At 30.1% G+C, this 24,616-nt stretch carries 11 protein-coding genes, 3 rRNA genes and 4 pseudogenes; 6 read left to right on the top strand and 12 right to left on the bottom strand.

Features of this window, described 5'->3' with window-relative positions; all coding sequences use genetic code 4:
* The first annotated feature begins 374 nt into the window (after nt 1–374).
* From AACL02_RS05780 to AACL02_RS05765, 4 genes and pseudogenes are all read left to right on the top strand, one after another.
* Nucleotides 375–1,492, top strand: a pseudogene (locus AACL02_RS05780) (IS3 family transposase).
* Nucleotides 1,493–1,553: 61 nt separating this feature from the next.
* A pseudogene (locus AACL02_RS05775) lies at nt 1,554–2,480 on the top strand (IS256 family transposase); the annotation flags it as partial.
* Between the two features lie 98 nt (nt 2,481–2,578).
* The gene (locus tag AACL02_RS05770; protein ID WP_339043624.1) at nt 2,579–3,817 is read left to right on the top strand and encodes an IS256 family transposase; all 1,239 of its coding nucleotides are present in this window, start codon (nt 2,579–2,581) and stop codon (nt 3,815–3,817) included.
* Nucleotides 3,818–3,996: 179 nt separating this feature from the next.
* A complete protein-coding gene (locus AACL02_RS05765; RefSeq protein WP_339043351.1) occupies nt 3,997–4,392 on the top strand; it encodes an IS1595 family transposase in 396 nt (131 codons plus the stop codon).
* Between the two features lie 409 nt (nt 4,393–4,801).
* Here the strand turns inward: AACL02_RS05765 and AACL02_RS05760 are convergent, their stop codons facing one another.
* Complete coding sequence (locus tag AACL02_RS05760; protein ID WP_339040235.1) at nt 4,802–5,752, bottom strand: IS30 family transposase; 951 nt, start codon at nt 5,750–5,752, stop codon at nt 4,802–4,804.
* Between the two features lie 212 nt (nt 5,753–5,964).
* On the opposite strand from AACL02_RS05760, the pseudogene AACL02_RS05755 reads away from it, so the two are divergent.
* Both AACL02_RS05755 and AACL02_RS05750 read left to right on the top strand, forming a co-directional pair.
* A pseudogene (locus AACL02_RS05755) lies at nt 5,965–7,095 on the top strand (IS256 family transposase); the annotation flags it as partial.
* 34 nt (nt 7,096–7,129) lie between these two features.
* Nucleotides 7,130–7,951 carry an IS1595 family transposase gene (locus AACL02_RS05750; RefSeq protein ID WP_281747836.1) on the top strand — a complete coding sequence of 274 codons (822 nt, stop codon included), beginning with the start codon at nt 7,130–7,132 and terminating at the stop codon, nt 7,949–7,951.
* Between the two features lie 203 nt (nt 7,952–8,154).
* Here AACL02_RS05750 and AACL02_RS05745 read toward each other — a convergent pair whose 3' ends face one another.
* The 11 genes and pseudogenes from AACL02_RS05745 to AACL02_RS05695 all read right to left on the bottom strand — a co-directional run bounded on the left by AACL02_RS05745 (nt 8,155) and on the right by AACL02_RS05695 (nt 24,556).
* On the bottom strand, nt 8,155–9,117 hold the full coding sequence (locus tag AACL02_RS05745; protein ID WP_339043349.1) for a hypothetical protein: 963 nt from the start codon (nt 9,115–9,117) through the stop codon (nt 8,155–8,157).
* A 91-nt stretch (nt 9,118–9,208) separates the two neighbouring features.
* Nucleotides 9,209–9,938: pseudogene (locus AACL02_RS12495) on the bottom strand (DNA alkylation repair protein); the annotation flags it as partial.
* Nucleotides 9,939–10,099: 161 nt separating this feature from the next.
* A 5S ribosomal RNA gene (rrf, locus tag AACL02_RS05735) occupies nt 10,100–10,206 on the bottom strand.
* 82 nt (nt 10,207–10,288) lie between these two features.
* A 23S ribosomal RNA gene (locus tag AACL02_RS05730) occupies nt 10,289–13,226 on the bottom strand.
* Between the two features lie 191 nt (nt 13,227–13,417).
* Nucleotides 13,418–14,938, bottom strand: a 16S ribosomal RNA gene (locus tag AACL02_RS05725).
* Together the 16S, 23S and 5S rRNA genes form the textbook arrangement of a ribosomal RNA operon.
* 310 nt (nt 14,939–15,248) lie before the next feature.
* Nucleotides 15,249–17,183 carry a threonine--tRNA ligase gene (gene thrS / locus AACL02_RS05720; RefSeq protein WP_339043345.1) on the bottom strand — a complete coding sequence of 645 codons (1,935 nt, stop codon included), beginning with the start codon at nt 17,181–17,183 and terminating at the stop codon, nt 15,249–15,251.
* 43 nt (nt 17,184–17,226) lie between these two features.
* The gene (gene pyk, locus AACL02_RS05715) at nt 17,227–18,633 is read right to left on the bottom strand and encodes a pyruvate kinase (protein ID WP_339043343.1); all 1,407 of its coding nucleotides are present in this window, start codon (nt 18,631–18,633) and stop codon (nt 17,227–17,229) included.
* A gap of 18 nt (nt 18,634–18,651) precedes the next feature.
* The gene (locus tag AACL02_RS05710; protein WP_339043341.1) at nt 18,652–19,704 is read right to left on the bottom strand and encodes an ATP-dependent 6-phosphofructokinase; all 1,053 of its coding nucleotides are present in this window, start codon (nt 19,702–19,704) and stop codon (nt 18,652–18,654) included.
* A 106-nt stretch (nt 19,705–19,810) separates the two neighbouring features.
* Nucleotides 19,811–21,115: a phosphopyruvate hydratase gene (eno, locus tag AACL02_RS05705; RefSeq protein WP_338975897.1), complete on the bottom strand. Its 1,305-nt coding sequence runs from the start codon at nt 21,113–21,115 to the stop codon at nt 19,811–19,813.
* A 119-nt stretch (nt 21,116–21,234) separates the two neighbouring features.
* Nucleotides 21,235–23,592 (bottom strand): hypothetical protein, encoded by a 2,358-nt coding sequence (locus AACL02_RS05700; protein WP_339043339.1) that lies wholly within the window; start codon nt 23,590–23,592, stop codon nt 21,235–21,237.
* Nucleotides 23,593–23,629: 37 nt separating this feature from the next.
* The gene (locus AACL02_RS05695; RefSeq protein WP_339043337.1) at nt 23,630–24,556 is read right to left on the bottom strand and encodes a hypothetical protein; all 927 of its coding nucleotides are present in this window, start codon (nt 24,554–24,556) and stop codon (nt 23,630–23,632) included.
* Nucleotides 24,557–24,616: the final 60 nt, after the last annotated feature.

The raw sequence follows: 24,616 nt of genomic DNA, 5'->3' as shown, positions 1-24,616 counted from the left end.
TTGAAGATTTAAAAAAACAATTTAATGATCATCATCTTTTATTTGATGGCAAAATTGATTTTTAATCATTTATTAAAACAATTAGTAATTATCATATAAATGCAAACATTGATGAATTAAAAACAGCAATATGTCGTTTTTATAATATTTTAGCTCAATTATATGGAAAAAATAATGTTTTTAAAATGTTAGAAAAAATTGAATTAGATCAAAAATTGTGAGAACAGTCTAAAAATAAATATGTCAGGAGAAGCATATTTTGGTTCTTGTAATAATAATATGTGTAATACTAAAATAATACTTGATACTGGATGGGTTACACTTTATTGGACACTAATTACATAGACAAGTGAACAAAGAAAGGAACTATAATTATGGCCAATATTAACTCATATACCGATGAATTTAAAAAACAAATAGTAGCTTTATATCAAAGTGGCAAATCAGTATCTTGCCTTGTTAAAGAATATAATGTTACAAGAGCAGCTACTTACAATTGAATTAAGCAATTTACTAATTCAGGTAGTTTTTAAACTAAAGATAATCGTTCTGTTGAAGAAAATGAATTAATTAAATTAAGAAAAGAATTAAAACAATTAAGAATGGAAAATGATATTTTAAAGCAAGCAGCACTAATAATAGGCAGAAAGTAGAGATTATTGCAAATAATAAATCTAAATATAAAATTCGCACAATGTGTCATTTTTTAAAACTCTCTAAATCAACATATTATTTTAATTTAAAGAAAAAAAATAAAATTCAAAATAATATTTATGAACAAGCTGTTATTAGTGCTTTTAAAAAAAATAAAGAAGTTTATGGTACTAGAATATTAAAAGTCATTCTAGAAAACCAAGAAATTTATTTATCAAGACGAAAAATTAAAGAAATTATGAATAAACATAATTTAATATCAAAATACACTAAATTATCATTCAAAAATTATCATAATAAAGTCAATGATAGTCAAATAACCAATCTTGTTAATAGAAACTTTAATAATAGAGTTAAAAATGAAGTTATTGTTAGTGATTTAACTTATGTTCAAGTAAATGGTAAGTGAAACTATATTTGTTTATTAATTGACCTATTTAACCGCGAAATAATTGGACATAGTGTAGGTACTAAAAAAGATGCATCATTAGTATATCAAGCATTTATGCACTCAAATCGCTGTTTAAAAGATATTCAAATATTTCATAGTGATCGCGGTAATGAATTTAATAATAAAATTATTGATAAACTTTTACTAGCATTCAATATTAATCGCTCTTTAAGCAAAAAAGGTTGTCCTTATGATAACGCTTTTGCTGAAGCAACCTTTAAAACTTTAAAAACCGAATTTATTAATGATAAAAATTTTACATCATTAATCAAATTAAAATTAGAATTATTTGATTACATCAATTGATATAACAACATAAGAATTCACGGCACTTTAAACTACTTAACTCCAGTTAATTATCAAAAACAAATGTCTACCAAAAAATAGTCCTAAAAAGGGTTGCCATTCCAACTTTAATAATAATCATCCAATATCAAAAGCAGTAGATTTATTACTAGAAAATACTGAAGATTTAACAACAGTTTTTAAACCTGGCGGTTTATATAAAGAATTAACAAAAAGATTAGTTGAAAAAATGTTGAATTCTGAAATGCAAAATTATTTAGGATATGAAAAAAATCAACATACTAATACTGAAAATGCTCGTAATGGTACAAGTTCAAAAAAATTAATAACTCAACAAGGTAAAATTGAAATTGATGTACCAAGAGATCGCAATAGTAATTTTACTCCTGTAATAGTTCCTAAAAGGCAAAGAAGATTTGATGGTTTTGATCAACAAGTTCTTTCCTTGTATGCAAAAGGAATGACATTATCTGACATTAGAATGCAGTTGCAAGAGTTATATCATGGTGCTGATATTAGTGAAAGTGTTATTAGTCAAATTACTGATGATGTTATTGATGATGTTAAAGCATGACAAAATCGACCATTAGAAAGTATTTATCCTATTGTTTATTTTGATTGTATAGTAGTTAAAGTACGACAAGATAAACGGATTATTAACAAATCAGTTTATATAGCATTAGGAGTTGATTTAGAAGGCAAAAAATATGTTTTAGGATTATGAATTAGTGAAAATGAAGGTTCTAAGTTTTGATTATCTAATTTCACAGAAATGAAAAATCGTGGCTTAAATGATATTCTTATTGCTTGTAGTGATAATTTAACAGGCATGTCAGAAGCAATACAATCAGTTTATCCTAAAACAGAACATCAATTATGCATTGTTCATCAAATTAGAAATAGTTTAAAATATGTTTCATACAAACATCGAAAAGGTCTATTTGCAGATTTAAAACCAATTTATAGTGCATGTAGTGAAGAACAAGCAATGCAAGCTTTAGAATCGTTTGAAAGTAAATGAAATAAACAACATCCTCAAATTACTAAATCTTGATATAAAAATTGAAAGATAAGGAAATGTTTAGTAATCTGTGTAACTTACAAAAATAACTATGTTTAATTAATTCTAGTAAATATAATTAAATGACTAGAAAGAGTGAGTTACAGATGGCTAAAAAAGATAACTTTAATAATAATGATCCAATATCAAAAGCAGTAGATTTATTACTAGAAAATACTGAAGATTTAACAACAGTTTTTAAACCTGGTGGTTTATATAAAGAATTAACAAAAAGATTAGTTGAAAAAATGTTGAATTCTGAAATGCAAAATTATTTAGGATATGAAAAAAATCAACATACTACTACTGAAAATGCTCTTAATGGTACAAGTTCAAAAAAATTAATAACTCAACAAGGTAAAATTGAAATTGATGTACCAAGAGATCGCAATAGTAATTTTACTCCTGTAATAGTTCCTAAAAGGCAAAGAAGATTTGATGGTTTTGATCAACAAGTTCTTTCCTTGTATGCAAAAGGAATGACATTATCTGACATTAGAATGCAGTTGCAAGAGTTATATCATGGTGCTGATATTAGTGAAAGTGTTATTAGTCAAATTACTGATGATGTTATTGATGATGTTAAAGCATGACAAAATCGACCATTAGAAAGTATTTATCCTATTGTTTATTTTGATTGTATAGTAGTTAAAGTACGACAAGATAAACGGATTATTAACAAATCAGTTTATATAGCATTAGGAGTTGATTTAGAAGGCAAAAAAGATGTTTTAGGATTATGAATTAGTGAAAATGAAGGTTCTAAGTTTTGATTATCTAATTTCACAGAAATGAAAAATCGTGGCTTAAATGATATTCTTATTGCTTGTAGTGATAATTTAACAGGCATGTCAGAAGCAATACAATCAGTTTATCCTAAAACAGAACATCAATTATGCATTGTTCATCAAATTAGAAATAGTTTAAAATATGTTTCATACAAACATCGAAAAGGTCTAGTTGCAGATTTAAAACCAATTTATAGTGCATGTAGTGAAGAACAAGCAATGCAAGCTTTAGAATCGTTTGAAAGTAAATGAAATAAACAATATCCTCAAATTACTAAATCTTGATATAAAAATTGAGATAATTTAATGGTTTTTATTAGTTATCCAGTAGAAATCAAAAGAGTGATTTATACTACAAATGCTATTGAATCTGTTAATAGTCAATTACGAAAAATCATCAGAAATAAAAAAGTTTTTCCTAATGATATGGCAGTTTTAAAAATATTTTACTTGGCAATTGAAAATATAACAAAAAAATGAACATTGCCTATTCAAAATTGAAATACAGCAATTGCTCATTTTATGATAAAATTTGAAGACAGAATTAATCTAAATTAGTAACTTTGTAAAACAAAGATACACAGATTATTAAAAAGCCTCTGCCTATTCAAAATTGAAATACAGCAATTGCTCATTTTATGATAAAATTTGAAGACAGAATTAATCTAAATTAGTAACTTTGTAAAACAAAGATACACAGATTATTAAAAAGCCTCGATATTGCAAAAGAATTGGGAGTGACTTTGAAAACTGCTTGAAGAATGACTCATAAAATCAGAACACGTATTGCAAAACAAAAACCTCAATTTATTGTTGAAGGTACAGTGCAAATTGATGAAATGTATCTTTCACATATGGGTTTTAAAAAACAAGGAAGATCCTTGGTGAATAAAACCTTGATTGTTGGCATTTATCAAAAAACAACCAATAATTTAATTGTGAAAGTATTGAAAAACGCAAAGAGTAAAAATCTTTTGCAGTTTGCAAAAAACCACATTTCTTCAAAATGTCTTGTATATACTGATTCTTGAAAAGGATATTGCGATTTTAAATCAGTTTTCACTAAGCATGAAACAGTTAACCATCAAGATGGCTATGTTTCAAAAATTGGTGTAAATACCAACCAAATTTAATCAGTTTGAAAACATATAAGAAGAACATTTAAAACACATATCAAAGTTGCAAAACATCATGTTCATTTATATGCTAAAGAAGCTGCATATAAATTCAACAAGATACCTAGTTTTGAAACTGTAATTCTATGTTTGATTTAAAAATGTGGGGAGAAGTCCGTAGATAGGCTTTTCTCAGCATTTATGTGATAAAATTAAAATAGTACATAAAGGGAGAAAAGCCTAAAAAAATTGCTGGTGTACAAATACAAACCTTTAATGATAGTGCTAATATAGTAGTTTTATCAGTTCAACATGCAAAATGGATTACTATTTATACTGGAAAAGGTAATTTAAAAGGTAATGTATGAAAATTAGAAGAATTACAGGAATAATATTATGTTTTGCTAAATTGTAAAGGTAAGTGCAACTAAATTATTTTTCTATCCAAATATTCTATCGGTGAAAGATAATTTAGTATTTTTCTTGGTCTTTGGTTTAAAGACAATATAAATTTATGAACTTCATTTTTACAAGTTTTTGAAAAATTAAATTTTTTAGGAAATTTTTCTCTAATTAAACCATTAGTATTTTCATTAGTACCTCTTTGTCAAGGTGAATATGGATTTGCAAAATAAATTTTCACATCTAAATTTTTTTCAAGTTGTTGTCAATTTGAAAATTCTTTACCACGATCAAAAGTAATGGTTTTAACAATATTTTTAGGAAGAATTGATAAATAATGGCTAATATTTTTGTTAATAACTTTAGTAGTTCTGTTTTTAACTAATATTGCTAAAGTAAATCGTGATACTCTTTCAACTAAAGTTATTAAACATTTTTTACTTTTGCCTCGTGATGATACTATAGTATCTCCTTCTCAATGACCAAGTGTTATACGATCATTAATATTAAGATCTCTTTCTTTAATTGATTTGCTATTGAATTTGCCACGATTTTCTTGAGATTTGCGTTTTTTGCCTTTTCTTCTTAAATTTTTACTAGTAACTTGATCAAGCAATCCAGAATAAATTCAATTGTAAATTGTTTTAAAACTAATAACTCATTGTTTATGAAAATTTTTAATTCTGCCATAAATTTGTTCAGGTGATCAGCCTAATAATAGTTTTTGTTGCACATATTTTACTAAATCTTTATTTTTAAACTTATGAAAAAAAATATGTGATTGTTTTCTATTTTCAGCTTTATTTTGTGCAATCAATGAAAAATAATTACTATTATCTTGATTTCTATTAATTTCTCGAATAATAGTACTAATATTTCGATTAAGATTTTTAGCTATTTCACTAATTTTAACTTTAAATTTCAATTGATTCTCAATATAAATTCTTTCATCTACGCCAAGATGTTTATAACTCATATAAAAACTCCTTACTTTTTTTATAAAATAAATTTAGCATTATGAAATTTTTATATGAGAATTTTTTTGCAATTTTATTTACTTGCACTTACAAGTATAATTCAGCAAATTATTTTAGGGAAATGTTTAGTAATCTGTGTAACTTACAAAAATAACTATGTTTAATTAATTCTAGTAAATATAATTAAATGACTAGAAAGAGTGAGTTACAGATGGCTAAAAAAGATAACTTTAATAATAATGATCCAATATCAAAAGCAGTAGATTTATTACTAGAAAATACTGAAGATTTAACAACAGTTTTTAAACCTGGCGGTTTATATAAAGAATTAACAAAAAGATTAGTTGAAAAAATGTTGAATTCTGAAATGCAAAATTATTTAGGATATGAAAAAAATCAACATACTACTACTGAAAATGCTCGTAATGGTACAAGTTCAAAAAAATTAATAACTCAACAAGGTAAAATTGAAATTGATGTACCAAGAGATCGCAATAGTAATTTTACTCCTGTAATAGTTCCTAAAAGGCAAAGAAGATTTGATGGTTTTGATCAACAAGTTCTTTCCTTGTATGCAAAAGGAATGACATTATCTGACATTAGAATGCAGTTGCAAGAGTTATATCATGGTGCTGATATTAGTGAAAGTGTTATTAGTCAAATTACTGATGATGTTATTGATGATGTTAAAGCATGACAAAATCGACCATTAGAAAGTATTTATCCTATTGTTTATTTTGATTGTATAGTAGTTAAAGTACGACAAGATAAACGGATTATTAACAAATCAGTTTATATAGCATTAGGAGTTGATTTAGAAGGCAAAAAAGATGTTTTAGGATTATGAATTAGTGAAAATGAAGGTTCTAAGTTTTGATTATCTAATTTCACAGAAATGAAAAATCGTGGCTTAAATGATATTCTTATTGCTTGTAGTGATAATTTAACAGGCATGTCAGAAGCAATACAATCAGTTTATCCTAAAACAGAACATCAATTATGCATTGTTCATTAAATTAGAAATAGTTTAAAATATGTTTCATACAAACATCGAAAAGGTCTAGTTGCAGATTTAAAACCAATTTATAGTGCATGTAGTGAAGAACAAGCAATGCAAGCTTTAGAATCGTTTGAAAGTAAATGAAATAAACAATATCCTCAAATTACTAAATCTTGATATAAAAATTGAGATAATTTAATGGTTTTTATTAGTTATCCAGTAGAAATCAAAAGAGTGATTTATACTACAAATGCTATTGAATCTGTTAATAGTCAATTACGAAAAATCATCAGAAATAAAAAAGTTTTTCCTAATGATATGGCAGTTTTCAAAATATTTTACGGACTTCTCCCCACATGTACTTGTGGAGGGAATAATGAAACTGAATGAATTCAACAATGCTTTTCAAACTGAACAGCAATGTCTTGCATATATAGCAAATTTGAAAGAAAACAAATGTATTAGGTGTTTTAATTTTAATTTGAATACTTCTGATTTAAAAAGAATGAGATGTTTAAAATGTAATCAAACATTTAGCATTCTCACAGGCACCATATTTTCAAGGTCACAAACATCTTTAACATCTTGGTTTTATCTTATCTTTAGATGAATAAACACCAAACATGGAATTCCATCAACAGATATTGCAAAAGAATTGGGAGTGACTTTGAAAACTGCTTGAAGAATGACTCATAAAATCAGAACACGTATTGCAAAACAAAAACCTCAATTTATTGTTGAAGGTACAGTGCAAATTGATGAAATGTATCTTTCACATATGGGTTTTAAAAAACAAGGAAGATCCTTGGTGAATAAAACCTTGATTGTTGGCATTTATCAAAAAACAACCAATAATTTAATTGTGAAAGTATTGAAAAACGCAAAGAGTAAAAATCTTTTGCAGTTTGCAAAAAACCACATTTCTTCAAAATGTCTTGTATATACTGATTCTTGAAAAGGATATTGCGATTTTAAATCAGTTTTCACTAAGCATGAAACAGTTAACCATCAAGATGGCTATGTTTCAAAAATTGGTGTAAATACCAACCAAATTGAATCAGTTTGAAAACATATAAGAAGAACATTTAAAACACATATCAAAGTTGCAAAACATCATGTTCATTTATATGCTAAAGAAGCTGCATATAAATTCAACAAGATACCTAGTTTTGAAACTGTAATTCTATGTTTGATTTAAAAATGTGGGGAGAAGTCCGTAGATAGGCTTTTCTCAGCATTTATGTGATAAAATTAAAATAGTACATAAAGGGAGAAAAGCCATATTTTACTTGGCAATTGAAAATATAACAAAAAAATGAAAATTGCCTATTCAAAATTGAAATACAGCAATTGCTCATTTTATGATAAAATTTGAAGATAGAATTAATCTAAACTAGTACTTTATAAAACAAAGATACACAGATTATTAAAAAGCCTCTTGTCAACTACTAAACTATCAATTTGATGCCCATCGTTTATTTGTTGAAATATTCCAAAAGTTTGACTTATTTTATCATTTTTATAAATTATTCCACGATCATCATCACCAGCAGAAATTGAGCCATCTGAACCAACTGCTAAACTATGAATATGATCACCATTTGTTCCTTGCATTAAACTAGTGCTTCCATTTTTACTGATTTTGCATACACCATTATTACTGCCAACATAAACAGTTTCAGTATTTTTATCAAATGTTAAAGCTCAAATTCAGTTTTTTGGTCCTGCTATTATAATTTTTTCAAAACTACGTACACCATCACTCTTATAAACAAAACCATTATCACTACCAACATAAACATTATCTTCATTATCAATTACTAAGGCTCTAACTGCCCAATATCCTTCTAATCCTGCCATTAAAATTTCTAATCCTGTTGGAGTAATCTTATAAACCTTATCTTCTTGTGCTCTAAAAATATTACCTTGTGAATCAACACCTAAATCATAAATGTTTCCATTTGTTAATTTTTGAGAAACAAAATTAGTAATACTATAATACAAATTAACTGTTCCTATATAATCACCTTTACCAATAATTGTAGCAGTACTATTATCTTGTCTTTTAATATCAAAATCATTAATAGTTAATGATTTAATTGCATGATTTGCTTCAATAATACCTATTAGTAAACTCATTTTAGATGGTGCTAAATCCTTCCCACTATTAATAAGTCCTAAATTATTATTTACTATTATATCTGCTAAGTTAATTGCACTATGTTTATTTTCTAAACTTTTTTTATTTTGAATATAATTAGTTGCAATATTAGTTTTTTCTTCAATTGTGTTTAATACATTAGTTAAATTTCCTGTTGTTGTTGCAAGTGTTAAAACACTTAATGTTTTTATTAATGTTTTCATAAGTACCCCCTTTTTGATACTACTAATAGTTTTTTATAGTATACAATATATATAATATATATTAAGACTTTTAAAATAAAATACAAATCTTTTAATTTTCCAACTTTGTAATTCTAATTAAATTGATATGTAGGTTAATTAAATAATTAATTAGACTATTTAATAGCCAACATCTTAAAATTAATGTATCTCAAGTAGTACCATTCACAATAAGTGAAATTGAATGAGTTCCTGTAATCCTTGTACTTATATCTGCAAAGCAATTTTTTTTGCGTAAAATTTCTTCACATTTTCCTTTAAATATATCTCTGATATTTGGAATATTTTACGATTCCGTTTACCACTTGCTTTCACATAATCAATACTATATTCTAATCGTACCTTGATTGCTTTTTTTGTCTCAATCTTAAAAGAAAAAGTCATATTTTCTCCAATAGAAACAAATTCAGCACCTAAAGCAAAATCAATCACATTTACACAATCAATATTGGTAAAACCAAAGATTTTCATTACCTCCATATTGCCTTTTTTCAAAAGGGTCCTACAACCGTGCTTTACAATCCAATCAGCATGATTGTTTTTACCATATCATTCCTTTGCAATTTTTGTAACCAAGTCAGGATGTGTTTTAGAAATATCATTTAAATTATTTGCTACACTTTTACGAACATAAAAAGAGGGATCGGCTTTTAATTGTTGTAAAATTTTAAGGATTGGATATGGGTTTTTTTAAAATTTGTTAATGCTTGTCCTCATGGTAATTGAGGACGACAACCTTCACTAGCAAGTCGTCGCACATGCTCATTATCATGCTTAGATCAAGCAAGCGTTTAATAATATTGATGAATAAAAAATGATTTATCAATAGCAGAGTGTATAAGTGGTTTAAAACAATCATAAATTAAAAATAAAATTATTTACTTATTTTAATGTAAAAATTAAAAAAATCTTAATTTTTACATTAAGATTAACAATAAAAAAAATTTGGCATCGTGCTATTTTCCCATTGCTGGTATTTTCGCCGCTGGAGTGCTTAACTGCTGTGTTCGAGATGGGAACAGGTGTGACCACTCCGCCATGGACACCAAATAGTTTAGCAATTGCTCCCTAAAAACTAGAAACAGACATCTTTAAATTTGATTACTTTTGATTTGCAATAGAGAATATATTCTTCAATAAATCTTCGATCTATTAGTATCAGTAAGCTGAACATATCACTATGCTTACACACCTGACCTATCAACCTTGTAGTATTCAAGGGATCTTACTTCTTTCGAATGAGAAATCTCATCTTGGAACTGACTTCGCGCTTAGATGCTTTCAGCGCTTATTCATGCCCTACATAGCTACCCAGCTGTGCCACTGGCGTGACAACTGGTGCACCAGAGGTAGGTCCATTCCGGTCCTCTCGTACTAGGAACAGCTTTCCTCAAATTTCTTGCGCCCACGACAGATAGGGACCAAACTGTCTCACGACGTTCTGAACCCAGCTCGCGTACCGCTTTAATGGGCGAACAGCCCAACCCTTGGAAGCGACTACACCTCCAGGATGCGATGAGCCGACATCGAGGTGCCAAACCTCCCCGTCTATATGAACTATTGGGAGAGATTAGCCTGTTATCCCCGGGGTAACTTTTATCCGTTGAGCGACGGCCTTTCCACACAGCACCGCCGGATCACTAAGCCCAACTTTCGTTCCTGCTCGACTTGTATGTCTCGCAGTCAAGCACCCTTTTACCTTTGCGCTCTACATATGATTTCTATTCATATTGAGGGTACCTTTGGGCGCCTCCGTTACTTTTTAGGAGGCGACCGCCCCAGTCAAACTACCCACCAGACACTATCCTTAGACCAGATTATGGGCTCAAGTTAGAATTTCAATATAGAAAGGGTGGTATCCCAATGGTGACTCCATGCCTACTAGCGTCTGCATATCAACGTCTCCCACCTATGCTGTACAAAATACACCAAAATTCAATATCAAGTTGTAGTAAAGCTCCACGGGGTCTTTCCGTCTAATCGCGGGTAACCTGCATCTTCACAGGTACTAAGATTTCACCGAGTCTATAGCCGAGACAGCGTCCGGATCGTTACGCCTTTCGTGCGGGTCAGAACTTACCTGACAAGGAATTTCGCTACCTTAGGACCGTTATAGTTACGGCCGCCGTTCACTGGGGCTTCAGTTCAAAGCTTCGCTTACGCTAACAAATCTCTTTAACCTTCCAGCACTGGGCAGGCGTCACCCCCTATACATCGTCTTACGACTTAGCAGAGAGCTGTGTTTTTGCTAAACAGTCGCCCGGACCTCTTCACTGCGACTCATATTGCTATGAGCTCCCCTTCTCGCTAACTTACGGGGTTATTTTGCAGAGTTCCTTAGCTATAGTTATCTCGCTTGCCTTAGGATATTCTCCTTGACCACGTGTGTCCGTTCTCGGTACAGGCACCATGGTGATGTCTTTAGAAACTTTTCTTGGAAGTATGGCATCAAATGCTTCGTTACTAAGCGAACCGTTCACTCCCCATCGTACTTCAAGGTTAACGTTGTGCGGATTTGCCTACACAACCCTCTTTGTACTTAGCCCAGCACTACCAACCACTGGGACATTTTAGCCTTCTCCGTCATTCCATCAGTCACCATGGTGGTACAGGAATATCAACCTGTTATCCATCGACTACGCCTTTCGGCCTCGCCTTAGGTCCTGACTAACCCTGGGTGGACGAACCTAGCCCAGGAAACCTTGGTCAATCGGCATGAAGGATTCTCACCTTCAATCGTTACTCACGCCGGCATTCTCACTTCTAAACGCTCCACTAGTCCTTCCGGTCTAACTTCGTCGCAGATTAGAACGCTCCCCTACCGCCCACAATATATGTAAACATATATATAGACCCATAGCTTCGGTACAATGCTTAGCCCCGGTACATTTTCCGCGCAGAATCATTCGACTAGTGAGCTGTTACGCACTCTTTAAAGGATGGCTGCTTCTAAGCCAACCTCCTAGCTGTCTGAACAATTCCACATCGTTTTCCACTTAGCATTGATTTGGGGACCTTAGCTGATGATCTGGGCTGTTTCCCTCACGTCCATGGACCTTATCACCCATAGACTGACTGCCAGATATGTAACAATGGCATTCGCAGTTTAATTGCATTCAGTACCCCGAGGTGGGGCCATCATACATTCAGAGCTTTACCTCCATTGCACTAATTCTGACGCTAGTCCTAAAACTATATCGGGGAGAACCAGCTATCTCCAGGTTCGATTGGAATTTCACCGCTAGCCACAAGTCATCCACGGTCTTTTCAACGAACGTTGGTTCGGTCCTCCATTAACTGTTACATTAACTTCAACCTGCTCATGGCTAGATCACCTAGTTTCGGGTCTACGACCACATACTAAACGCCCTATTCAGGCTCGATTTCACTTCGGCTCCGTCTTTTCAACTTAACCTTGCATGTAATCGTAACTCGCCGGCTCATTCTACAAAAGGCACGCCGTCACCCATTAACGGGCTCCGACTTGTTGTAAGCATATGGTTTCAGAAACTATTTCACTCCCCTCTCGGGGTACTTTTCACCTTTCCCTCACGGTACTGGTTCACTATCGGTAATTGGTTAGTATTTAGCCTTACGCAGTGGGCTGCGCAAATTCCGACAAGGTTCCACGTGCCTCGCCGTACTCAGGATACTGTCAAGAGATTTATACATTTCGCATACTGGGCTTTCACCATCTATGGCGTTGCTTCCCAACAACTTCTGCTATATATAAATTTTGTAACTCTTCATATGTCGAACCTAATAGACAGTCCTATAACCCCAGTCTGACGACTGGTTTAGGCTGCTCCCTTTTCGCTCGCCGCTACTAAGGGAATCGCATTCGCTTTCTTTTCCTCTAGGTACTAAGATGTTTCAATTCTCTAGGTATCACTCTGCACAACTATGAATTCATTGTACAGTACTATCTGATTAAAGATAGTGGGTTTCCCCATTCGGACATCTCCGGATCAAAGCTTATTTCCAGCTCCCCGAAGCTTATCGCAGGTAATCGCGTCCTTCATCGTCTTCCAATTCCAAGGCATCCACCATACGCTCTTAATAATTTATTTTTAGAATATCCTATTGCAAGATAAAAATTATCTTATTTTTTTAAAAGATGTCTATTATCCAGTTTTTAAAGAACAATTGCTCAGAGAAAACAATCCCTGAAAACTAAACAGAACAAAAGAAGTAATCCAATAAATCATCCATCTAATTTTTCTTGTTGTCTTGGTTTCTTATTAGAAACTAAACTCCATAGAAAGGAGGTGATCCATCTCCACCTTCCGGTAGGGATACCTTGTTACGACTTAACCCCAATCATCAACCCTGCCTTTGGCAGCTCCCTCCTTGCGGTTAGGACACCGACTTCTGGCATTGCCAACTCTCGTGGTTTGACGGGCGGTGTGTACAAGACCCGAGAACGTATTCACCGCGACATTGCTGATTCGCGATTACTAGCGATTCCGACTTCATGAAGTCGAGTTGCAGACTTCAATCCGGACTGAGACTGACTTTTTGAGATTTGCTTGACCTCGCGGTTTAGCGACTCTTTGTATCAGCCATTGTAGCACGTGTGTGGCCCAGGTCATAAGGGGCATGATGATTTGACGTCGTCCCCACCTTCCTCTAGCTTACACTAGCAGTCTCCTTAGAGTCCCCAACTTAATGATGGCAACTAAGGACAAGGGTTGCGTTCGTTGCTGAACTTAACCAAACATCTCACGACACGAACTGACGACAACCATGCACCACCTGTATCCTTGTTAACCTCTACTATATCTCTATAGCTTCGCAAGGTATGTCAAGACCTGGTAAGGTTCTTCGCGTTGCTTCGAATTAAACCACATGCTCCACCGCTTGTGCGGGTCCCCGTCAATTCCTTTGAGTTTCACTCTTGCGAGCATACTACTCAGGCGGAGTACTTAATGCGTTAGCTACAGCACTGCCTCATGGCAACACTTAGTACTCATCGTTTACGGCGTGGACTACTAGGGTATCTAATCCTATTTGCTCCCCACGCTTTCGTGCCACAACGTCAGTAATAGGCCAGTTAGCCGCCTTCGCCACTGGTGTTCCTTCATATATCTACGCATTCCACCGCTACACATGAAATTCCACTAACCTCTCCTATACTCTAGTAATGTAGTTTCCAAGGCGGTCAGGGGTTGAGCCCCTAAATTTAACCTCAGACTTGCAAAACCGTCTACGCACGCTTTACGCCCAATAAATCCGGATAACGCTTGCCACCTATGTATTACCGCGGCTGCTGGCACATAGTTAGCCGTGGCTTTCTGGTAAGGTATGGTCGATACTAAAATCATTTCCTATTCTAGCACTTCTTCCCTTACAACAGACCTTTAAAATCCGAAGACCTTCATCAGTCACGCGGCATTGCTCCATCAGGCTTTCGCCCATTGTGAAAAATTCCCTACTGCTGCCTTCCGTAGAAGTTTGGGCCGTGTCTCAGTCCCAATGTGGCCGTTCATCTTCTCAGATCGGCTACGCATCGTTACCTTGGTAAGCCATTACCTTACCAACTAGTTAATGCGCCGCATCCCCATCAATTAGCGAAGCAAATGCTCCTTTCATTATTTATCATTGCAAATAAATAACATATGCGGTATTAGCTGTCGTTTCCAACAGTTATTCCCCACTAAATGGTAGGTTAGATACGTGTTACTCACCCGTTCGCCACTAAAGATTGCTACTTTCGTTCGACTTGCATGTATTAGGCATGCCGCCAGCGTTAATCCTGAGCCAGGATCAAACTCTCAATAAAATTGTTTTTGTTAAAAGATGATGTCTGACTTATTTAATTTTTAATAAAAAATTGACGGATTAATTCTTGTTTTATTTAGTTTTCAAAGATCGTTTTTTCTAGTTTGTAACCCATTTATTTTCGGGAACAATAAGTATCTTACAGAAAACAAAACCCAATGTCAATGAAAATAATAGTAAAAATATAAATATTTTTTTCGTATAAAAAAATGGTTTAAATTTTACTAATATACTTAGTAAAATTAAATTGCTTAATTAACTAAAAAACCATTTAAGAATTAGAACCTTAAATGGTTTTTTAATTTTTATAGTTATATTTTATTCTCAACTTGTTTTGTTAATAATTTTAAAAATTCTGATAAAGTAACAATTTTACTTTCTTTTTGACCATACTGACGATAACTTAAATTATTATTTTCTATTTCCTTATCACCAATAATAATTTGATAAGGAATTTTTTGAGTTTGTGTTTCAACAATACGTTTGCCAATAGTTCCACTGCTAATAATTTCAGTTCGTAAATTATGTTGTTTACAAGTTTGCAATAATTTATTAGCATATTCTAAGGTTTTTTCTTTTTCATTTATTGGTAAAATTGCAATTTGCCTTGGTGCTAATCATAGTGGAAAAACGCCTTTATTTTGTTCTAATAATGTGGCAATAAAACGTTCATATGTACCAATTAATCCTCGATGAACAATAACTGGATTTGTTTCATTATTATTTTCATCAATATAAGTTAAATTAAACTTTTTCGGTAATAAGAAATCGAATTGAATAGTAGATATTGTAATTTCATGACCTAATGCTGTTTTAATTTGAACATCAAATTTTGGTCCATAAAAAGCAGCCTCACCAATCATTGATTTATACTCTAATTGTAATTCATCTAATACTTCACGTAATGCTGTTTCTGATTGATTTCACATTTTATCATCATTAAAATATTTTTCTTTATCAGCAGGATCTCGTAAAGATAATGATAAATAATCAATTTTAATATTTAAAGTTTTTAAAACCTCAGCAATTAACTGATAACAACGTTTAAATTCTGTTTTCATTTGATCAAATCTAACAAAAATATGAGAATCAGTTAATTCCATACTTCTTACTCGTTCTAAACCAGTTAAAGCACCACTTGCTTCATAACGATATAATAAAGCATGCTCACTTAAACGCAAAGGTAAATCTTTATAACTACGAAGAGCACTTTTATAAATCATACAGTGATGAGGACAAGTCATTGGTCTTAATACCAATTGTTCTTCTTCTTTTTTAATTGGAGTAAATATATTTTCACGATAATGATCTCAATGACCACTTTTTTTATATAATTCAACAGAACCTAAAACTGGTGTTGATACTTCTTGATAATCTCACATAAATTCTTGTTTTCTCAAATATTTCTGCAAAACTTTTTTAATAACCATACCATTTGGTAAAAATATAGGTAATCCTTTACCACAATCATCATTAAAAGTAAAAATATTTAATTCTTTACCTAGTTTGCGATGATCACGATTTTTTCGTTCTTCAAGTTCATTAAGTTTATCTACTAATTTTACTTTTGAATAATCACAAATACCAGAAATGCGCTGTAATTGTTTATTTTTATCATTTCCTAATCAATATGCACCAGTAATACTTAATAATTTAAAATCTTTTATTGATGAAGAATTATTAATAGCAACACCCGATGCCACTACTAAAGTCTTATTATCAACTAAATAAGAGCATTTTAATCCATTAACATGATTTAATTTAATATATTCTAAAGCAAAAGGATTGTCTTTATGAGTTTTTAAAGATTCTTCTTTAGTTTGACAAACTCTTTTAATTTCAATATTTTTTATTAAAATTTCACGCATTTTCTCTTCAATTTTAATTAATTCATAATTAGAAATTCGCTTTTCATAATCAAAATCTAAATAAAAACCATTATCATTAGTATTAGCAATCGTAATTAACGCTTGTGGATACATTAATTTAATAGTATGAGCTAAAATCATAGCACATCCATAATTTAAAATAGTTCATCCTAAAGCATCATCTTTTTTAATAAACTTGATTTCAGCATCTTCTTTAATTTCTCAATATAAATCTTTTAATTGTCCATTCAGAGTAAAAGCAATAATTGAAGAATCTATATTTTCATTTTCCTGTTTTAATAATTGATAACCAGTAATTGGATTTTCAATATTATAAGTCATCGTTTTGCCATTTAATTTAATTACATTAATTTTCATGTTTTACCTAATTCCTTTTCTAATTTACCTCAGTAGTAATAGGTTATTTGACAATAAAAGTTGTAAAAGGATTAGTATTATTATTAATATCTACTACTAATAATTTTGATTTAGTAGCGATTATATAAGTGCTACTAATGCTTTTAACTAATTGCGAAGAATTACTTAATTCTACTGGAATTCCTTCAACTGCTAAAAAAGTATAAATTCCAAAGTTTATTGCAAATTTATTATAATCAATAACATTATTAACAATAGGAATTATATAAACTGGCAAATGAGCATTAGCAATAGTTCTAATATAATTACTATCTTGACTATTAGTAATTAAATATTGTGGTTTTTCTTCAATAATTTTTTTAATAGTTTTAGCAACTAATTGATCTTTTGTATGCAATAAATCAGTAGCAATTTTACTCTGTTCTTGATGACTTTCAGCATCAACAAGAATTTTACTCATTGTTGCAATTGATAACACAGGATAGTTACCATTGGCAGATTCACCCGATAACATTGTACATGTTGCTCCCCAATCCATAGCAACCCAAACATCAGTAACTTCAGCGCGTGTTGGATGAGGATTATCTATCATTGAATCTAGCATTTGCGTAGCAACAATTATCGGTTTGTTAACAGTACGACATTTTTTAATTCATTCACGTTCTAAAAAAGGAACTTTTTCAAAAGGAATTTCAACTCCTAAATCACCACGAGCAACCATAATAGCATCTGATTCTTTTAAAATTTCATCAAAATTATTAACTGCTAATTGTGATTCAATTTTAGCAATGATTTGAATATGTTTACCATCATTATCATCTAAAACTTTGCGGATTTCTTTAATATCAGCTGCTGAACAAACAAATGATGCAGCAACATAATCTACTTTTTGCTGACAACCAAAAATTAAATCTGCTCTATCTTTTTCAGAAATAAAAGGTAAAGACAATTTAACATTTGGAATATTAATAGCACGACGATCTTTAATAGTATGTGTATTTAAAGCTTGACAAATAACAGTATGATCTTTAACCGCTGTAACCTTTAATGTTAATTTACCATCATCTACTAGTAAATTATCATTAACTTTAATATCCTTTGCTAAATTACCATAATTTACAGAAAACTTATCGGCAGTACCAATAATCTCTTTATTATCAATTATCGTAATAATTTCATTTTTTTTGATTTCTACACTACCATTTGTAAAGGTATGTGTTCTAACTTCTGGACCTCTAGTATCTAACATAATAGCAACTGGTACATTTAATTGTTTAGATACTTCTCTAATCATTAAAACCCTTGCTAAATGTTCATCATGAGTACCATGAGAAAAATTTAAACGCCCACAAATTGAGCCATTTTCTATTAGTTGTTTAATAACATCAGCAGAATTTGAAGCAGGTCCTAAAGTAGTTACACATTTAGTTCTTTTTATAATTGATATCAAATTATTCACCTCTTTTTATTAAGTATTTTTTTTAAAAATAACTCCTGACAAACGTAAAATTTTATTAGCAACGTTATTTTTATTTATTGAAGGTGTGTTTAATGCATCTTGAATTTCAATAGCTAATAATTTATTATCTTGTAATCCAATACAAATACTAGATTTATTACTATTTGCAAATCTTTCGGCAGCAAAAATACCCATCATTGTTGCTAAATAACGATCAAATGCACTTGGTGTTCCCCCACGTTGAATTTGACCCAATATTACTGCTCTTGTTTCACAATCAGTATCTTTTTCAATGATTTTAGCTATTTTATTAACATCATATTGACGTTCAGTTACTACTATTACTAATGAACGACATTGTTTTTTAGTGTACAACTGTTTAATAATATCAATCAATGACTGTTCTCCAATTCCTAAATCTTTAGTTGCAACTAAATCACAATTTGCAGCAGCAGCACTATGAAGAGCAAGGTCACCACAATTACGACCCATTACTTCAACAATCATAATTCTTCCATGAGAATTAGCGGTTTGACGAATTTTATCAAGATTTTCAACAATTGTATTAAGAGCGGTATCAAAACCAATAGTAAACTCACTTGAACTAATATCATTATCAATAGTACCTGGAATACCCACACATTGAATAGCTGCTTCATTACTTAATTTTTGCAAACCATTATATGTGCCATCACCACCAATAGCAATTAAACCTTCAATTTTTTTAGATTTTAAAATTTCAATACATTTTTTACGAGTTTCTTCTTGCTCAAATTCTCTAAAACGAGCAGACCCAATGATTGTTCCCCCCATCTCAGTCCCTAGATCAATTAAATTTGCTCAATTGTTATCAATAACATGAATGTCATTTGTCATTATTCCTTTATAACCATTTTTTATTAAAACTAATTCAAATGGTCTTTTATCAGCAGTAGCAATTTTACTATTTTCATGATTTATACCACGAAAAGTCTTATATACTGCATTAATAACATTATTCATACCTGGTGAATCACCACCAGAAGTTAAGATTCCAATTCTTCTTTTATTTAATTCTTGCATATTTAGTCATCCTCTCTTCTAATTACATTATTTTAGTGATAATTATTATAATTTGTTTAAAATTAAAAAGGATATCAGTAAATTTAACCATAAAATATGATTTTAATTAATTAATATTATAAAATACATCGTCACCTAAAAATTTAGCTTGATCTGCTAAATCAGCTTCAATTGTTAATAAACGATTGTATTTTGCAACACGATCAGTTCTTGACATTGAACCTGTTTTAATTTGTCCAGTATTAAAAGCTACTGCTAAGTCAGCAATCGTTGTATCTTCAGTTTCCCCAGAACGATGAGATACTACTGCCGTTCACCCAGCTTTTTGACACATTTCAATAGCTTCCATAGTTTCAGTTAATGTTCCAATTTGATTTAATTTAATTAATACTGAATTAGCAACGTTTTTAATAATTCCTTCTTTAATAATTTTTGGATTAGTAACGAATAAATCATCACCAACAACTTGGAATTTACCTTCTGATTTTTCTAATAATAATTTAAATCCTTCTCAATCACCTTCAGCCAAACCATCTTCAATTGAAATAATTGGATATTTTTTAGTTAAATCAACTAAATAATCTACTAGTTGCGCTGAAGTTAATAATTTTTCAGTATTTTTACTTTTACCATCTTTATTACCAAAAACATATTTACCATTTTTATAAATCTCTGATGATGCACAGTCCATAGCAATTTTTATATCTTTATTTGGAGTATAACCCGCTTTTTTAATAGCTTCAACAATTAAATCTAATGCTTCTTCGGTTGATTTTAAATTAGGAGCAAAACCACCTTCATCACCAACTGCAGTAACTAAACCCTTACCTTTTAAAATACTTTTTAAAGCATGAAAAGTTTCGGCAGCCATTTGGATTGCCTTTGAAAATGTTTTAGCACCAACTGGCATTATTAAAAATTCTTGAAAGTCAATATTATTATCAGCATGAGCACCACCATTAATTACATTTAACATTGGGACTGGCAACTGACAAGCATTAGTACCACCTAAGTATGTATATAAGGGCACATATAATTCATCAGCGGCAGCTTTAGCAACTGCTAATGATACCCCTAAAATAGCATTGGCACCTAATTTTGTTTTATTTTCTGTTCCATCTAACTTAATCATTGTTTGATCAATTAATCTTTGATTAGTAACTTCCAAACCAATAATAGCTTCGGCAATATTTTCATTAATATTTTTAATGGCTTTCATAACACCAAGTCCACCATAAACTTTAGTATCTTTGTCTCGTAGTTCTAAAGCTTCTCTAGTACCTGTTGAAGCACCTGATGGCACTAAAGCAAGCCCGTATCCACCATCTTCAGTTCAACATTCAACTTGAATAGTTGGATTTCCTCTTGAGTCTATTACTTGTAGTGCTCTAATATCAATAATGCAAGACATATTTGTTAATTCCTTCTTTCTTTAATATTTCACTAATTATTATACAGAAAAAAATATTGTTTAGAATCAAAAAAGCACAAATATTTTTTATTTGTGCTTCTAAAATAATGATGATTTAATTACATTTGTTGTTGTTGTGGATGTTGAGTTGTACTACTTGGTAATGATGCTCCATTAACTTTAGCAGCAGTATCACTATTTCATGGTTTTGGAGTTACTCCATCATCTTCTGGTATTAAACTTTCAGGATTATTAAGAGCAGTAACTATTGTTTCCATTAATTCATCAGTTTCAATCCTTTTTTGATTAAAATTATTACTATCAGATAAATCTTTCCTATTAATAGTTACATTTTGTTTTACTTCATCTCTATAAAAGGTATAACTTATACTTTTAAAATTATCATCTTTATCAAAAGTTAAAGAAAAATCAACTTCATTTTTAGCTAAATATGATAATGCACGAATTTGTTCAGGACTAAGTTTCACTTCTGCTTTTAATGGAATTCCAAGTTCATCATTACATAAAACATAACATTTTCCATTAAAAATATTAAAATTAAAAGTTTTAGTATTTTTTAAAAATAAGTTTGATTTTAAATCAAGTATTGGTGTTACTGTTCTTGCTTCTAATACTCTTGCTTTTGCTTTTTGATTTATGGTACTAAGTTGTTCTTTATCTTCATCACTTAACTTATTAGAGCAATTTACTTTCTTATTATTTTCATCAAAATAATATGCTCTTAAAAATTTACCATCACACTTATTAAATAAAATAACAGTATTTGCTTTTTTATTTTGTTCTATTAAATTATTCAAAATATCATTTTCATTTTTTTCTAATTTTAATTTTTTATCCAATGTTTGCTCATCAGTTGTTATATTTAAATCTCATAATTTTCTACTATCATCTCATTTTAAATTAATAACATTTTTAACGATAACTGGAGATAATTTTGTAGCTGATGGTTTTGGTGATATTACCTGTTCAGCAGCAGTTCTTGCCACTTTAACTTGTGCTCCATTTTCTCCACAGTGAATACCCTTTAATCCATCAAGAAATAAATTATTATTTGCAAAACTTTTTCTTAATTCCGATAAAGAAATTGTTCCAATACATTGTAGTTGATTTTGATCAGCAATAACTACTCATTTTTCTACTAAATTATTACTTGGGTTTTTCGCAAAGTATACTTTTTGATACTTACCAGCAACTTCTATATCATTATTTCATATATTTTTATTTTCTTGAGAAAGTTCTTGTTCAAAAATTACATTTTCTGGATCTGATTTAGCATCTGATATTTTTATTTTACCATCTTCTATTACTAAACTATACAAACCTTCTATGCTATTATTTTGCAATGTTTCAGAGATATTATTTGCAATCTGTAAAGGTTCAGGTAAATCTTCTGGTAACACTTCTGGTGCATTTACTAAAAAACGCATAGCAACTAAATCAATTTCTTGTTGCTCTTCTTTAAGAAGAGATGCTAATCCATTATTAATTGTTGGTTCTATAGTAAATCCTAATTGTGGAGTAATACTTAATGCTTTTAAATCATCAAATTGCTGGTCGGTTAAAGGATTAAATTCATATGCTTGATATTTTACATTATCATATAACCATCCTAGAACAGGTTTTTTTGTTATTTTATAGGTTTCTCAAAAAGTTTCTCCATTTTCGTTAATCTTTTTATTTAAATAAAAAATATCATTATCAGTAATATTTTGAGCAGTTGTTGAGATTATAAAAGTATCATTTGGATCAGTAACATTTTTAATAAAAATTTCATTTCCTTGACGATAAATAAAATAGTCTTTTTCAACATTCACTAAGTTTAAATGTTTTTTAAAATTTTCAATCATTGTACTATTTGAAGAATAATCATTAATTTTATAGTGTTCCACATCTCAAACTGGGTTTGGTTGTTCAAATGGATTTCGCAACTGTGGAGCATCTAATAAATTATTAATCTTTTGATTAATTAAAACATCATTTAAAACATCATTTAAAACATCATTTTCTTTAAACAGTCCAGAATTTATAAAAATTCCATTAAATTCTGATAATTTTATACTTCCTAATAATCCTAATTCAGGTCTTATTTCACCTTCAGATTCATCAAATAAAATTTTATATATTTTAATTTTAGTATTGTCATTTTCATCTTCAACGAAAACTAATTGGTCTTTTTTAAATAAACTTTGATCATTTTGAGTTAATGATTCATCACTAATAAATATAGTATTAACTAATGAACCACTATCAACAACAAATTTTACATCTTGATTTAAACTAACTATTTTTTTTACTTTTAATGGATTAATCTTGAAAGAAGAATTCTTTAAAATATTAAGTGTATTCTTTTTTGAATATAGGTCATCCTCTACTTCAATAGCAATATCTTCAACATCACTTATTTCTGATTGATATATATTTCTCATAATGTTTGTAAATCATTTAAAATTTTTCATTAGTGGCATTTTTATTTTTCTCCTTTAATTATTACATTTATGGTGTTGGTGTAGATAAAAATGACTTAACACTTTGTTCTACTGGTTTTGATGGTGGTTCAGTACCATTAACTTCCTTTGCAGGAAAAGAATTATTACTTTGTACTTCTTTTTTAGGTGCAACAGAATTATTTTGTGAATGTTGTGAATGTAAAGAAGAGGCTGTACTAATTACTCTTTCAAAAGTATCAATTAATTTTTCAGCAATTTTTATATCTTTCCTCTTATGAGTCTGGTTATCAATAATATATGCAAACAAAATCTTTCCATTTTTATCAACTTCAATATTTATACTACCATTACGAGGACATTTTTTGGCTACAAAGTTTTTAAATTCCTTAGCATCATTTACATCTACAGGAACAATTGTTTTGTTTTTATTATCAATAAACAAATAACACGTTCCATTTTCAGCAAATGATAATTTCATAGGCTCTTCAGATCTTTTTATAATATTAACATTAAGATCATCTAACTCTTCTTTATATTCTTCATTATTTAAATTATTGGATTCTGATTCAGTTTTTAATAATAATGCTGGTAATTCTTTTTTACCTAAATATTCAAGAATAATCTTATCATTTTCTTTTTTAGTTCGATATAAATGTACTAGAGAACTATCTAATTTTTCTTTTACTATTACTAGTTGTTGTAATTGATCACTATTAATTACTAAAGGTGGTTGTTGAATAATACTAACGTTTTCATCATTAGTTTTTTTTACTAAACGTCCCTTTTCATCTACATATACAAGTTCAATAATATATTCTTTTAAACTACTATCCAATTGTGTTTTTATATCATCAATCTTAACTTCCAAACTATTTAAAGTTATATTGGGTGATGATTCATCTTTTTTAGAACTTAATGATTTTTGTACAAAATCATTAAGTTCTCGATATTCTACTGTCTCTGATAATGGCATACTCTACCTCCATAATTTTTAATAAATGTATAAATTTCCAAAATATAAAAGCTAAATATA

Origin of the sequence: Spiroplasma endosymbiont of Apeira syringaria, assembly GCF_964020205.1 — a bacterium.
Lineage (GTDB): Bacteria > Bacillota_I > Bacilli_A > Mycoplasmatales > VBWQ01 > Spiroplasma_E > Spiroplasma_E ixodetis_A.
The sequence above is the reverse complement of the archived record's forward strand: the minus strand, read 5'-3'. Positions and strand labels throughout refer to the sequence as shown.